The following is a 13,827-nucleotide window of genomic DNA, read 5'->3' as shown; positions in this document are numbered from 1 at the left end:
TATACCATTTAAACGGTCATCTTGGCGTAACCGATGGGGGATTCGATTAGACGAATAGGGAGTGAAGAAAGTGATCTTGGCGGGATCTTTTTGAGTGATGCCGCGTTGCTCACAGCTCAGGTAGCCCGCTAGCATCGCGGTTCGCGTCTTGCCTCACTCGAAAAAGCTCTCCGCCATTCCGCCAATTTGACCGTTCAAATGGTATTAGTTGTAGATCTCTCCGCCTTTTTTAGCGAACTCCTTGGCTTTTTCCGCCATTCCCTGTTCGATTGCTGCTTGTTCAGTGAAACCGTGTTCCTCGGCGTACTTGCGCACGTCGTCGGTGATCTTCATCGAGCAGAACGTGGGGCCGCACATAGAACAGAAGTGAGCGGTTTTCGCACTATCTGCCGGTAGGGTTTCGTCGTGGTAGCTGCGGGCCTTGTCCGGGTCGAGTGACAGGTTGAACTGATCCTCCCAGCGGAACTCGAAACGAGCCTTCGACAGTGCGTTGTCGCGTTCCTGAGCTGCTGGGTGGCCTTTTGCCAAGTCGGCGGCGTGTGCGGCGATCTTGTAGGTGATCACCCCTTCGCGCACGTCATCCCGGTTCGGCAAGCCGAGGTGCTCCTTCGGTGTGACGTAGCAGAGCATGGCGCAGCCGTACCAGCCGATCATCGCGGCACCGATACCGGATGTGATGTGGTCGTAGCCTGGGGCGACGTCGGTGGTGAGTGGTCCAAGCGTGTAGAATGGAGCGCCTTTGCACCATTCGATCTGCTTTTGCATGTTCTCCTGAATGAGGTGCATCGGAACGTGGCCAGGGCCTTCGTTCATCACCTGACAGCCCTTCGCCCATGCGCGTTGGGTGAGTTCACCCTGCACTTCGAGTTCTGCAAGCTGGGCGTAGTCGTTGGCGTCGGCGATCGAGCCCGGGCGGAGTCCGTCACCGATGGAGAACGAGACGTCGTAGGCGGCGCAGATGTCGCAGATTTCATCCCAGTGGGTGTAGAGGAAGTTCTCCTTGTGATGGGAGAGGCACCATTTTGCCATGATCGAGCCACCGCGCGAGACGATGCCGGTCATGCGGCGGGCAGTGTGAGGCACGAAGCGCAGCAAGACTCCGGCGTGAATGGTGAAGTAGTCGACGCCCTGCTCGGCTTGTTCGATGAGAGTGTCGCGGAAGAGCTCCCAAGTGAGGTCTTCGATCCGACCGTTGACCTTCTCGAGGGCCTGGTAGATCGGAACGGTGCCGATTGGGACCGGGGAATTGCGCAGGATCCATTCGCGGGTAGCGTGGATGTTTTTTCCGGTGGAGAGATCCATCACGGTGTCGGCGCCCCACTTGGTGGCCCAGCGCATTTTTTCGACTTCCTCGTCGATGGTGGACGCTACGGCGGAGTTGCCGATGTTGGCGTTGATCTTCACCAGGAATTTGCTGCCGATGATCATGGGCTCGGCTTCCGGGTGGTTGATGTTGGATGGGATGATCGCGCGGCCGGCGGCGACTTCTTGGCGTACGAACTCAGGAGTGATGAGCTCAGGAAGCTCGTTGCCCCAGTTTTGGCCAGGGTGCTGATGTTCGAGGATGTTGCGTGAGACTTGCTTGAATGGGTCGATCTGCGACGGACGTGGCATTTCGTAGCCATCTGGCGTGGTAGTCGAGGAGCCGTTCGGATTGTCGTACTGATCGGCGATGGTTTGGAATGCCTGAGTGCGACCGAGGTTTTCGCGAATGGCGATGTACTCCATCTCAGGGGTGATGATGCCCTGATCGGCGTACCACTTCTGGGTGACCGGGTGGCCTGCAGCGGCGCGCAGTGGCTTGCGCTTCAAGCCCGGGTACTCCTTGAGCTTGTTCTTTGCCTCCTTCTTTTCGTTGAACTTGCGGGCGTGTTCGTCGGAGAGGTAGCCGTTGTCTTCCGGCTTAATGTTGCGTCCTTCGTACTCTTCGACGTCGCCGCGGTCGAGGATCCAGTCTCGGCGCAGGGCAGGCAGGCCTTCGGTGACCTCGCCGTCGTACTCAGGGTCGCCCCATGGTCCGGAGCAGTCATAAACGCGGACTGGTGCGTTTTGTTCGACGCGACCAGTTGGGTGATTGGTCTGCGAGAGTTGGATCTCGCGCATCGGTACTTCAAGCTCCGGGTGGAGGGTGCCTTTGACGTAGATGCGTTTCGAGTTCGGGAAGAGCGAATCTTCCGCTGGAGGTGTGTCGGTAGGTTTGATCATGGCTGGTTGGTGATGTGAGGGTAAAAAAAAATCGCCGACCCGGAATGGGTGGCGATTGAGAGAGTGGGGCTGAAAATCCGCGGGCTGTTCCGATGCTTGGATGCCGTTGGCTTCGCTGGGCCGATCTTCCTTCGCCGGCATTATCCGGAGCAGGTTTGAAGGGTCTCCGGTTTGCAGGCTGGCGATGGTCATCGGCCCTCCGTGCTACGTCCGGTCTCAACCTCGCCGTCGCGAGGCCCCCCTGTCGGGTTGTGTGATGGCTTGAAGCTGCGGCTGTGGCGGCGTTTTGTCAAGCGAGAGCGGATCGTCGAGCCTCGGTTAGGGGGATGGAATAAACCAGCCTTATTTGTTATCGCGTGCTTGACGAGTGGTTAGGATTCTGGAGTTTATAACCGACCCTACCCAAAATTGGGGGGATTTTTTCAGGCAATATTTTAAATATTGTCACTAGAATGAAAAATTGAGACTTGGTAACGTCTTCTCAGTGTGAAGGGATTATGCCGGATCCCCCTGTTGCCGGCCCCTGAAAAACAGCGTAACGAAACGAATATGAAAACCCGCCCCAATGTTTCAATGTTGTCGGCCTGCCTCCTGGCAGGAGCTTTTGTCGTTCCAGCGTCTGCTGATTTTGTTGTTGGAGGACCGGGCATGGATTCTTATTCCATGACCAACACCATCGACGAAGTGGAAGCGAACATGGGTGACTGGTATCATTACGAGGTTCAAGGGTACTACGCCCGTTTGAACGCGACAGCGCCGGTGGGTGCGGAGGTGTTGTCGAATGGGCGCTTCTCGACCTCGGGTAAGAACAAACAGGAAGACTTGGTTGACGCACACCTCAAGATTCAGGCCTTTGTCAATGGTCAGTCTGTGGGGAATGCACTCACCTTGACTGATGGCCGGGCGACCGGAACGACAGATGACATCGAAGTGGTGTCGCCGCTGCCGGCGATTGATGAGAGCAACGTGACACTTAAGTTCGTTCTCACGACCAACGTTTCTAATCCTGACGGTTATCTCATCCTGATGGGGACCGGTGTGAAGCAGCCGCCGAAGCCGGTAGGCGAGCTTGACACCCCACTGTATGCGGAGGTCGGGACCAAGCCCAATATTGGTTGGAAAGTCGTGAAGAATATGGAGATGATCAGCTCCAAGAACGACGGACTCACCGGAAGCGTGACGATTCCGGATCCTGTTGGAGATTTGGGAGGCTGGGATGATGCAAACGCCGACGATGACGACGACGATCGTGACGACGACGATTTTGGTTCTGACGATTCGGTAAGCTACGACGATGCCCTCGATGGATGGAGGGGATCCGGTAAGTCTAACAATGGTCACGGAAACAACATTGATGGTGTAGATGTTAGTAACCCTGGCAAAGGGCATGGCGGACCTAATGCCATGAAGGATTACGAGGGGATGGAAGTTTTCTATTCTAAGGAAGAGGCCGAGGCCTATGCCGAGAGTTGCTATGGTTCTGCTGATGCGGTTCCAAGTGATGCTGTCTTCGAGGTTGATGGTGTTTGGTGTGTCGATGACGAGGGGCGTGGCGGAGGTGCCTACCCAAGCAAGTAACATTTGAACCGCAGGCCTGCTCTGGGTGGCAGGCATCTTGTGGTTGAAGCAAGCCCTCAGGAGTTGAATGGATTTCACTTCTGAGGGTTTTCGTTAGGGTGGTGTTGCGATCAGAATGACAGTGAAATGTGATCTGATGATTTTGGCGTTTGCCATTGCGAGTGTGCATTCGGTGAATGCTGTCGGATTATCCGGCCGGCTGGCGGATGCGCATGAAGCGATGATGGATCGGTGTGCCATTGGAGCAGCCTCGATGGAGTCCGTGTTGCCACGGCCGCATGGGGTTGATGTTCGTGACCTTGGCTTGGCCCGCTACCGGGTGTTGGACCCCACTTATCGTTGGCGTGATCGAATTACGGCTACGGTTTTCTGGGTTGGGGAAGAGGCTCGGCCTGGCAACCCGGTGAGCAACGACAAGAGTTCGTGGGATCCGTATTGGCAGCAGACCTTTGGTGGGTTTGATGCGCCCGACGCCAGAAATGGCTACCTGCCGATTGGGTTTTATCCTGATCAGTCGCCATTTTACGTGGCGCTTCCGTTTAACGACATCGACCCGTCTACGGGATTGCTGCGTGAGGGGGCGGACCATTATATTCCGTGGTACTGGGAGGACTATCGCGGGCCGGGGATTACGGTTTGTGACGGGCGTTGGGTTGCGATCCGTTACAACGGAAAAGTTTGCTATGCGCAGTGGCGGGATGTTGGTCCATTTCGGACCGATGATGTTGACTATGTGTTTGGTCAGAACCGGCCGCTACCGAACCGAAATGACGATGCGGGGATTGACGTGAGCCCTGCGGTAAGAGATTTTCTCGCTATTAAGAGCGGAGCCAAGGTGGATTGGAGATTTGTGGACGACGAGGAAGTCGCTGCGGGGCCTTGGGACGCTTGGAGGTACTAGAGTTTATATGAAGAAATTGTTCTACATGTTGATGGTGGCCGCGGTCGTGGCTGGAGGGGATGTTTCCGCCCAACAGGTGGTGTGGCTGAAGAAGTCAGACCGCTTGGATGCGAATGGTCTGCCGAAGGATCTCAAGGCGCCATCGGCCAACCGTGTGACGCGTGAGGAGATGAACGCGAAGCGCAAGAAGATCGACCGAGAACGGAACTACATGATTGTGCCGAACAAGTCGGTGCCGATGAATCCGTCGATCTACGACAACTCGACGATTATCGCTTACGACGGCAAGCACACGATTTTGCCTGAAGGGGCGGTGATGTTTGTGCCTGAAGTCTTGAGTGACCGGGTGGTGAACGAGCCTGTTGGACAGTTTGTGTTATGGCCTGAGTTTTTGCGTCAGAACTTCGGGTGGCTGCGTACTATCGATTTGAGCGTCGAGGAGGCAACCGGCAAGGAGCATCTCAAGGAACCTTTGCTTGAAGCGATTGTTGCTGATCAACGAATCTCCGTGTCGGTCTATCAGCGGCATCCAATTTCCTACCGAGGAGATGTGAAGAAGCAGCTGAAGGCTGCGAAGAGCCCTGGAAAGGGATAGAGACTCTATCAAGAATTAAACCCCGAACCAAAAGATACTATGAAGAGAGCGATTCGAGTTGGTGGCAGAACTCTGTTGGCTGCTTGTGGGCTGTTGCCTATTTGTGTGACTGGAGTGTTTGCTCAAACCGAGGCTGATGGTGATTTGATCCGTCAGATCCAGATGGACGATAGTGGGCTCATCTGGGATTACTACCTTCCTACTTTGGAAGGCGTGACGCCGGCACCAATGGCGATCCCTGAGAGCGGTGCGAAGTTTGAGTTGTACGCGCAAGGTATTGAGCCTGATACCAAGATCTACTTCCTGGATAGCAAGATTATCGGGACTTATCAGCCTAAAGCCAAGGTGACGATTACCTCCGAGGATCCTGCGGTGCCGTTGCGGACTCGTGCGGACCGGCCTTATCGAGTCAAGCTGCGCACTGCGGGGATGGTTAATGATGACGATGCCGACTTGCACGAGCGGATGGTCTTTTATCGTTATGTGAAAGAAGATTACAATCCTAAGACCCATGCGGCGCCTCTTGGTCAGAAGACGAACCAAGTGGAGGTGGAGAGCTTCTTCATGGAGAATGGAGCGTTGATTCGTGAACAGTACACTTCCTTGGTCGGTGAAACGGTTGAGAAGGGGAAGGTGATCGAGGATGCGACCAAGGCTGAGGGTGAGGAGGTGTTCACCATTTTCTCCATCGTGAAGGCAGACACGGGGAGCGGCTTTAGCTATACCGCTAGTGCGATTCTAGACTCCGAAACGATCAAAGTTTGGCCGGTTGCTGAAGGTAAGATCATCGGTGTCGAGGAAGATCAGAAAGTTCTGCGGAACATTCCAGAAGTGCGGTATCAGGTGACCGATGTGTATCCTGATAGTTTGATTTACCTTCACGTCTATGAAGGTGAGGAGGCTTTGGGTACAGTGGGTAAGGTGATTGCCGCATCGGTACGCGATATCCAAGCGGACGAGCCGCAGGAGCTCGATGTGATTGCGGAGAACTGGGAGCAGTATCTTGGCGATGACGGGGTTTACACCATGGAGTTGTTGAGTAAGACGCCTTTCAATAACGGTGAGCCTGAGCGTCTTGATGTGGTGACGTTCACTGTCGATCGCGAGATCGTGGTGAATGCGAACGTCGGATCGTCCGAGTAATCGACTGCAGAGTATTCAAGACAAGACCGTGGGTGCCGGCTGCGCCCACGGTTTTTTTGTCTCCGGTCGGTGAGGGGAAATTAAACGACGGATCGTACGATTCTGCAGTTGAACGGAATCAGAGGGCGGTGGATGCTCGGGGCAGTTGTTGAGCGCGTATGATTTCATTGGACCAAGGAGAAGGGGAGGCACCGTCGATTGCGGAGAGTGTGTATGATGTGTTTTCCGAGTCCGGTGTGTTGTCGGGATCTCCGGATTTCGAGTATCGCGAACAGCAGCAGCAGTTGGCCCACAGCGTGGCGCGCGCGCTTGAGAATGACAATCTGCTGGTAGCTGAGGCTGCGACGGGGGTGGGTAAGTCCTTGGCCTATCTGGTTCCGGCGGTGATGCACGCGCTGGAACACGACCGGAAAGCGGTGATTTCCACGCATACGATCAACCTGCAGGAGCAGTTGATGCACAAGGATCTGCCGATTGTGGAAAAGATTGTCGGGCAGGAGATCAATGCGGTGTTGCTCAAAGGTCGGCAGAACTATTTGTGTCCGCAGCGGTTGCGGGCGGCATTGCGCCAGCCGGGGGACTTGTTCACTACCAGCGAGACCGAGCAGCTGGAGCGCATTGCGTTGTGGGCTGAGGAGACTGAGGACGGAACCTTGACCGACCTGCCATTTCGGCCCGACCCGAAAGTGTGGGCGCAGGTTTGCAGTGAGTCGCGGATTTGTACGCCGCGTCGCTGTGGGGCGCCGGGCGCGTGTCATTACCAGGAGATTCGCAAGAAAGTGGCGGCGGCCCAGGTTGTGGTAGTCAATCACACTCTGTTTTTCACTCTGTTGGCGGGTGAGCGATTGATTGACCGCGATGCGGATATGGAGGGATTTTTGTTCCCTGCGGATTTTGCGATTTTGGATGAGGCGCACACGATCGAGCAGATTGCTGCAAAGCAGTTTGGTTTGCATGTGAGCCAGAGCGGTTTGCGTTACGATCTTCAGCGGTTGTACAACCCTCGGACCAAGCGGGGGATGTTTTTGTCATCGCGGGATGGGGCGGGTTGCCGCTCCGTTGAGACTGCGATGAGCGAGATCGATCACTTCTTTAGTAATGTGGCCGAGGCGTGTTCTTTTGGAGATTTTGGTAAGGAATTCCGGGTGCGCGAGACGGGGCTGGTTGAGAATACGGTGGCGGCGTCATTGCGGCGGGTGGAGGACTTGGCCCGGGCTGCCGCGGATGAATGTGAGGGTGAGCTCAAGAAAGACGAGTTTGAGGACATGGCCGATTCCGTGAAAAGCGCGCGGATGGCCGTCAACGCATTCCTAGACCAGGAAGAGGAGGATCATATTTACTGGGTGCAGAGGAATAGTCAGGGCGGGAGCGATGTGGTGACTCTGCATTCGGCTCCTGTGGATGTGGCGGCGCTGCTGCGCTCGACGCTTTTCCATGGGCGTCGTGGCTGCGTGCTTACCAGTGCGACTCTTGGGGTGGGTGATAACGAGTTGAGTTACTTCAAGCGACGCGTGGGGGCGGAGCGTGCCGAACCTCTGGTGCTTGGGAGTCCGTTCGACTTCAAGCGGCAGATGGAATTGCACCTCGTGAAGTCGATCCCTGAACCGCGCGACCCGAATTTCGATGAAGCTTTGGCGGAGAATATTAAGAAGTTCGTCGAGATGAGCGATGGGCGGGCGTTTGTGCTTTTCACCAGCTATGCGCTGATGCGGAAGACGGCGGCGTCTCTGTCACGGTTCTTGGACCGTGGAGGATGGCCGCTGTTGGTGCAGGGGAGCGGAATGTCCCGTGAAGCCATCCTACAATCATTCCGAGAGAACAAAGGCTCGGTCTTGTTTGGGACGGATAGTTTTTGGACCGGCGTTGACGTCCCAGGGGACGCGCTGACCAACGTGATCGTGACCCGTTTGCCCTTTGCAGTACCGGATCACCCGTTGGTGGCTTCGCGGATTGAGCGGATCGAAGAAGAGGGCGGGAGTTCGTTTTTCGACTTCTCTGTTCCTGAGGCGATTTTGAAACTGCGTCAGGGTGTTGGGCGGTTGATCCGCTCGAAGAATGATCGGGGGATTGTGGTGATTCTGGACAATCGCGTGCTGACCAAGCCATATGGGAAACGTTTCCTGCGAGCGTTGCCGGATGCACCGCGTGTGGTGCATTGAGTTTCACCGATGGCAGGGAGCTACGTGCCTGTTGGTTAGCTGCGGTCGATCAGAGCCTGTGCGATTTGGAGGCTGAGTTCATCGAGGGCGGCGTTCATTGTCTCGACCGACATCAGGGTAGCGCTGTTTGTCGCGCTGGCTTGGGCTTGGTCGAGGATAATGGAGAACGGGAGGATTCTTGCGGGTTGCGGTGAGTAGCTTTGGCGCAGCGAGTAGAGTCCGCTGAACTCGATTTGGCGGCCGCCGGGGAGAGGTTCGAAGCGGTTAATCTCCAGGTCGATGCGTGTGGCGTCGTCGCGTCGTGCGAGGTTGCTATCGCGGGCTACGATGTAGCTGGTGCCGAGGAGTGAGCGGAGGTTGGTTGCCAGAGTTCGGGCGATGTCGGATTGAAGGTCGTCTCCCCAGACGGCGCGGTGGCGGATATCCAGCTGGTTGGGGCTGGAGCGGGTTACGAGTTCAGAGCGGTCGAGATAGCCGGGAATGGATACCGAGGTAACGTGTGCGCTGAAGGTTGGCATGGTTGCCAATGGCGTGTGCTCGATTGGGCGCAGCGTATAGATCGCGCGTTTGTCCGAGGTCTTCGTGAGCAGTGCGCAGGATCCAAGTAGCAGGCAGGAGCCAAGTGCGAGGAGGGTGGTGAGCGTTTTCATGGGAAAAGGTGGGGATTAGGTTAGTCGCGACCTTTGAGTACCGCGTCCGGATTGCGCTTGAGGAAGTCGGCTAATTCCCGGAAAGCTTTCGATGTGCGCTGGATCTCGGCAATTGCGTCGTTCAGGCGCATGATGGTGGGGGCGTCCTCGGCGGTGAGCCCGGCGAGTCCGTCGGCGGCGGCTTCGATCTTGGACATGCTGGCATCGGCCTTGGCGAGCGCCTGGTCCAGGTTGTCGGCGATCGGTCCGGCTTTGGAGTTGAGGGTTGTCGTCAACTCCTTGATCTGCGCTGCGGCAAGTTTGAAGTCGTCCAAACCTTGAGCAAGTTCGGGGTCGTTGAGCACCCGTCGGATGTCGTCTGTGGTGCCGACGATGCCTTCTTTAATTTCCTCAGTGTCGAGTTGGGCTACTCGTTGTTCGGTGACTTTTACGAGCTTGGTGATCTCGTCGAAGAGTTCGGTGAAATTGAGGCTGCTGATGGCGTCCAGACTTTCCGAAATCGATTCCATCATGGCATCCATGGTGGCGGGGATGGTCGGGATCTGAGGGTGCTCTCTGGAATGGCGGGAATCGAACACAAAACCCTCTTGGTCTGGGAGGAAGTCCAACTCCACGAAGAGCTTCCCGGTGAGGATGCTGTTCTGGCGGAGGCGCCCGCGTAAGCCGCTTTCGATGATTTCGCGTTGGTGCTGCGGGTTGCCCAGGTCGATGTCGGCGGTTGCCGGCGAGAGTCTGGTGAAGTTTTGCTCATCGATGGAGACGACGACGGGGACGATTTTCGTGCCGGTCTCAGGGTTGAGCTCGATGCTGATGGATTCGACCGTGCCGATGGCCACTCCGCCAATGCGGACGTCTGATCCGACATCCAGACCGTTGGCGTCGGCGCGGAAGTAGAGGATGAACTCCTGCTTGCTGCGTAGCCATTGGCCGCTGCCGATCAAGAGAATAGCGAACGCGCCGAGCGCGATGGCGCCGGTGACGAAAATGCCGATGGCGGTTGGGTTGGCCTTGGAGCTCATGGTCCTGGGGTAGCTTGGGTTGTTGGCGATGGAGATTCGCCGCGGTTGAGAAACTTGCGCACGTTCGGGTTGGTGCTGTGATCTTTGAGGAACGACGGGTTGCCGATCGGGCCTTGGCGCTTCGTGGTAACGTCGAGGAAGATCGAGTTGTCGCCGATGCCGAGGAGGCTGGGAAGTTCGTGTGTTACGAGTACGACGGTGGTGTTCATGCTGCGACTGATCTCGAGGATGAGTTCGTCGAGGCGGCGCGAGGTGATGGGGTCGAGGCCCGCGGAGGGTTCGTCAAAGAAGAGGATCTCCGGGTCGAGCGCCATGGCTCGGGCGAGAGCGGCGCGCTTTTTCATGCCTCCGCTGATTTCCGATGGGTAGTATTCCTCGAAACCGCCCAGCCCGACGAGTGAGAGCTTGTAGCTAACAATGTCGGCGATTTCGTTGCGTTTGAGGTCGGTGAACTCTTCCAGTGGGGTGGCGATGTTTTCCGCGAGGGTGAGCGAGCTCCAGAGTGCGCCGGACTGATAGAGTACGCCGAAGGTCCTGAGCATGCGTTGGTGCTCAGCTGCAGTAGCTTTGGTGAACGTCTTGCCGTTGTAAAAGATCTCGCCGCTGGCTGGCTGGAGTAGTCCAATCATGTGGCGCAGCAGGGTGCTTTTACCGCAGCCCGAACCTCCCATGATGACGAAGATTTCGCCGCGTGAGACTTGGAAATTGAGTTCGCGCATCACCACGTTGGTCCCGTAGGCCATGGTGAGGTCGCGAACATCAATATGTGGGGTGGTGGCGGACATGAGTGGGGGATCAGATGTCGAGAATGGTGAAAACGACAGCGAAGAACGAGTCGATCACGATGATGGCGGTGATCGCTGTGACGACGGCACGGGTGGCTGCTGTTCCAACTGCGGATGAGCTGTTGCCCGACTGCATGCCGCGGAGGCAGCCTGCGCCGGCGATGACGATACCAAAGAAGAAGCTTTTGATGACGCCGAGGGATGCTGTGGTGATGTCGAGGAGTTCGACTGTCGAGTTGAAATAGAGCAGCGGGGGGATGCCTGATGCCCAGGATACGAGCATGCCGCCGGTGATGCCGACGATATTTGAGTAGATCGTGAGCAGGGGCATCATCAAGATCATTGCGATCATGCGGGGCAGCACGAGGTAGTCGAATGGGCGGAAGCCAAAAGTGCGCAGGGCGTCGATCTCCTGCGTGACTTTCATGGAGCCGATCTGAGCGGCGAATGCCGCACCGGTTCTGCCGCTCATGATGATGCCGGTCATGAGGCATCCCATTTCCCGGACCATGGCAATTGCTACCAAGTCAGCGACGTAGATAGATGCGCCGAAGGTGTCGAGCTGGGCTTTGCCAACAAATGCGAGAATGGTCCCAACCAGGAAGCTGATGAGTGTGACGATGGGAAGGGCTTCGGCGCCGCATGATTGGAGCGTGATCCAGAAGTCACGGGATCTGAAGCGGGCGCGGCCTGTTACGAAGCGGCCCAATGAGAGGACCGTCTCGCCGATGAAGCTCATCGTGTCGATGATGTAGCTGTAGAGGTCGAGGGTTGCCTTGCCGACGGTACAGAAGAAGTCGTGCTCGCATTCGTGTGTGCGCTCGGCGTCTTTGTTAATGGGGACGCCGAGGGCCAGTTCCATCATGTTATGGATGCTGGGGTCGGTGCGCGACGTGTGGTCGATCTTGAGTTGGCGGCTTTCGCTGGTGCGGATCAGGCGGAGAATCAGCGCGGTGAGGGAGGAGTCGTAGCGGGTGACTTCCAGGGTGTCGAGAGTGAGGCTGGATCCCGCGGCGAGGCGCTCAATCTCAGCGATCAATTGGGCGACTTTCGGGCGCGGTGTCTCAAGAGTCCAATCACCGCGGAATTTGAGTACATGCCCTACGCCGTCAGCGGAAGGTGCTGACGGAGCGATGAGATCTGCGGATGGTGTAGAGTCGGTCACCGGTGGGTGTGTCGCTAAGGTGGGCTAAGATTTCCGGTGACGTTAACCAGTTCATGAAAGCTTTGCAATGGTAGCCTTGAGGAGCTTGGCCGGCCATTGACCAGGGACTGATGCAGATTGGATGAATCCGTAATTGAGCTCCGACCCTGCGGATGCAGCGATGAGTCGGGTGGCCATGCCAAACTTCCCCATCCCCATGAAAGAGAAGCGTTGGTTGGAGCATTCCAGTTGGGCGAGTCTTTCGGTCCAGAGTTGGAGTTGGGTGGTTGAGTTGACGGTCGCTGCGATCTTGGTGATCGCGCGGTGTTCCCTGGCGCAGGCGAGGTGGTCGCGGATCTGTGCTTCGTCTGGTACACCGTTGAAGTCGTGATAGGACATCACGATGGTGTTGCCGTTGTTCTTCATGGCTTCGAGTAGCCGGGTGAGTGCTGGGCTTTTTGCAGTAGAGTTGAGGGTTCGGAATTCGAGGTCCACCATGGCATCTTGGAGGAGGGTTTGGTGGATTGCGTCGATCCTGGCTGCGTCGCTCATTGGGGAGAATGCGCCTTCGTCCTCGCGTCGGGCGGTGAGGATGAGTGGGGTGGTGGCGTGGAGGGATTGAAGTTCCGAGAGCTCGAGAGGTGTCTCTTGGAGTCCGTCGAGCCGAATCTCAAGCACATCGCAAAGTGATGGTAGGTCCGCGGTGCGCGCGAATGCGAGGTCGTCCGCGTTGTTGATGGTGGTGACAACGCGCGGAGGGTGAGGGAGATTGGATGAGGTGTCGTGGCTCATGGACTAAGAGAGTGAGGTGCGGGAGCGGGGAGATGGCGCTTTCAACCATGCATTGGGATTGGCATGTGTCGAGAGCGTGTGCTTTAGATCAGCGGTGATTCTCTGTGCGATTTTGGTGATCCAGAATTGGCATTTTGGTAGTTGGTTGAGGAAATCACAGGCATTTCAAAGATTTTTCTTCCGTTCCCCCGAGAATCCCATTAAACCCATCCAATATTTATGAAAACCCTCCAGAAATTCTCACGTAGCCTCGCGTTGGCAGTGGTCGGAATGGCCGCGTTGCCAACATACGTCTCCGCTCAGGTTCAACATAAGGTTGAAGTTAAAAAGGTTGAGGTGGAGATGCAACAGACCCCTCGTTATGCAGCGGCTGGTCCTCGTGACAAGCGCTGGGATCAACTTGAGTGGTTGGAGATTGAGGTGGAGTTGGATGTGGATTCCCGTGCGGAGACCAAAGTGATCCCGGAGTTGACTGCGACCTTCTACGTGGCGCTTCCGAATGAGGCGGATCGTGCGGCGAGGTATGTGATGCTTTCGGATTCGATCACCTTCACAAATATTCGTGCGGGTTCCAAAAAGGCGTACCTCGTGGCGTACGTCGATCCGGACACACTTGCCCGTTTCGTGGGGAAGGATAAGCCTAGTAAGGGTGATGTGCAGTCGGTTGGTGTGACGGTTACGGCTCCAAATATCTCGATGAGCAAGCCTAAGGACTTGTTTGCGTCGACCAAGGGCGGTGAATGGTGGAAAAAGTGGTCTGATCCGCGTGAGAGCGGTTTGATTCGAGCGAAGGGGAATACCCCGTTTGCTTTGTTGTGGTACGATCGTTACCCGCAGACCCGGCAGGAGCGATAGT

Annotated in this window: 12 protein-coding genes; 6 read left to right on the top strand and 6 right to left on the bottom strand. The window is 56.5% G+C overall.

The genetic code is table 11. The features are described from left to right. Positions 1 to 204 precede the first annotated feature (204 nt). Positions 205 to 2,205, bottom strand: coding sequence for a phosphomethylpyrimidine synthase ThiC (thiC, locus tag G3M56_RS11620; protein WP_164363707.1), 2,001 nt, complete (start codon positions 2,203 to 2,205; stop codon positions 205 to 207). Between the two features lie 648 nt (positions 2,206 to 2,853). Here thiC and G3M56_RS11615 point away from each other — a divergent pair. The 5 genes from G3M56_RS11615 (at position 2,854) to G3M56_RS11595 (ending at position 8,581) form a co-directional block, all read left to right on the top strand. Continuing rightward, positions 2,854 to 3,783 (top strand): hypothetical protein, encoded by a 930-nt coding sequence (locus G3M56_RS11615; RefSeq protein ID WP_164363603.1) that lies wholly within the window; start codon positions 2,854 to 2,856, stop codon positions 3,781 to 3,783. Between the two features lie 121 nt (positions 3,784 to 3,904). Then, positions 3,905 to 4,684, top strand: a complete 780-nt coding sequence (locus G3M56_RS11610; protein WP_235203420.1) for a hypothetical protein — start codon at positions 3,905 to 3,907, stop codon at positions 4,682 to 4,684. Between the two features lie 7 nt (positions 4,685 to 4,691). Next, positions 4,692 to 5,279, top strand: a complete 588-nt coding sequence (locus G3M56_RS11605) for a hypothetical protein (RefSeq protein ID WP_164363702.1) — start codon at positions 4,692 to 4,694, stop codon at positions 5,277 to 5,279. Between the two features lie 39 nt (positions 5,280 to 5,318). After that, positions 5,319 to 6,422, top strand: a complete 1,104-nt coding sequence (locus G3M56_RS11600) for a hypothetical protein (RefSeq protein ID WP_164363700.1) — start codon at positions 5,319 to 5,321, stop codon at positions 6,420 to 6,422. A gap of 158 nt (positions 6,423 to 6,580) precedes the next feature. Beyond that, positions 6,581 to 8,581: an ATP-dependent DNA helicase gene (locus G3M56_RS11595; RefSeq protein ID WP_164363698.1), complete on the top strand. Its 2,001-nt coding sequence runs from the start codon at positions 6,581 to 6,583 to the stop codon at positions 8,579 to 8,581. A 35-nt stretch (positions 8,582 to 8,616) separates the two neighbouring features. Here the strand turns inward: G3M56_RS11595 and G3M56_RS11590 are convergent, their stop codons facing one another. The 5 genes from G3M56_RS11590 to G3M56_RS11570 are packed head-to-tail and all read right to left on the bottom strand — an operon-like array spanning position 8,617 to position 12,971. Then, complete coding sequence (locus tag G3M56_RS11590) at positions 8,617 to 9,231, bottom strand: PqiC family protein (RefSeq protein ID WP_164363695.1); 615 nt, start codon at positions 9,229 to 9,231, stop codon at positions 8,617 to 8,619. A gap of 20 nt (positions 9,232 to 9,251) precedes the next feature. After that, positions 9,252 to 10,250, bottom strand: a complete 999-nt coding sequence (locus tag G3M56_RS11585; RefSeq protein ID WP_164363693.1) for an MlaD family protein — start codon at positions 10,248 to 10,250, stop codon at positions 9,252 to 9,254. Next, positions 10,247 to 11,035 carry an ABC transporter ATP-binding protein gene (locus G3M56_RS11580; RefSeq protein WP_164363692.1) on the bottom strand — a complete coding sequence of 263 codons (789 nt, stop codon included), beginning with the start codon at positions 11,033 to 11,035 and terminating at the stop codon, positions 10,247 to 10,249. Before G3M56_RS11580 ends, G3M56_RS11585 begins: the two co-directional genes overlap by 4 nt. Before the next feature lie 10 nt (positions 11,036 to 11,045). Then, entirely contained in the window at positions 11,046 to 12,200 is a 1,155-nt protein-coding gene (locus G3M56_RS11575; protein WP_164363689.1) for an ABC transporter permease, read from the bottom strand. 51 nt (positions 12,201 to 12,251) lie between these two features. Then, positions 12,252 to 12,971 carry a type I 3-dehydroquinate dehydratase gene (locus tag G3M56_RS11570; protein WP_164363687.1) on the bottom strand — a complete coding sequence of 240 codons (720 nt, stop codon included), beginning with the start codon at positions 12,969 to 12,971 and terminating at the stop codon, positions 12,252 to 12,254. Between the two features lie 219 nt (positions 12,972 to 13,190). Here G3M56_RS11570 and G3M56_RS11565 point away from each other — a divergent pair, with 219 nt between their 5' ends. After that, positions 13,191 to 13,826: an Amuc_1102 family pilus-like protein gene (locus G3M56_RS11565; protein ID WP_164363684.1), complete on the top strand. Its 636-nt coding sequence runs from the start codon at positions 13,191 to 13,193 to the stop codon at positions 13,824 to 13,826. Position 13,827: the final 1 nt, after the last annotated feature.

The sequence above is a fragment of the Sulfuriroseicoccus oceanibius genome (assembly GCF_010681825.2).
GTDB lineage: Bacteria > Verrucomicrobiota > Verrucomicrobiia > Verrucomicrobiales > SLCJ01 > Sulfuriroseicoccus > Sulfuriroseicoccus oceanibius.
This window is presented reverse-complemented; position numbering and strand designations above follow the sequence as displayed.

Coding starts and splice junctions, on each gene's coding strand:
- G3M56_RS11580 (WP_164363692.1), bottom strand. CDS start 11,035: ATGTCCGCCACCACCCCACATATTGATGTTCGCGACCTCACCATGGCC.
- thiC (WP_164363707.1), bottom strand. CDS start 2,205: ATGATCAAACCTACCGACACACCTCCAGCGGAAGATTCGCTCTTCCCG.
- G3M56_RS11600 (WP_164363700.1), top strand. CDS start 5,319: ATGAAGAGAGCGATTCGAGTTGGTGGCAGAACTCTGTTGGCTGCTTGT.
- G3M56_RS11605 (WP_164363702.1), top strand. CDS start 4,692: ATGAAGAAATTGTTCTACATGTTGATGGTGGCCGCGGTCGTGGCTGGA.
- G3M56_RS11590 (WP_164363695.1), bottom strand. CDS start 9,231: ATGAAAACGCTCACCACCCTCCTCGCACTTGGCTCCTGCCTGCTACTT.
- G3M56_RS11570 (WP_164363687.1), bottom strand. CDS start 12,971: ATGAGCCACGACACCTCATCCAATCTCCCTCACCCTCCGCGCGTTGTC.
- G3M56_RS11585 (WP_164363693.1), bottom strand. CDS start 10,250: ATGAGCTCCAAGGCCAACCCAACCGCCATCGGCATTTTCGTCACCGGC.
- G3M56_RS11615 (WP_164363603.1), top strand. CDS start 2,854: ATGGATTCTTATTCCATGACCAACACCATCGACGAAGTGGAAGCGAAC.
- G3M56_RS11565 (WP_164363684.1), top strand. CDS start 13,191: ATGAAAACCCTCCAGAAATTCTCACGTAGCCTCGCGTTGGCAGTGGTC.
- G3M56_RS11595 (WP_164363698.1), top strand. CDS start 6,581: ATGATTTCATTGGACCAAGGAGAAGGGGAGGCACCGTCGATTGCGGAG.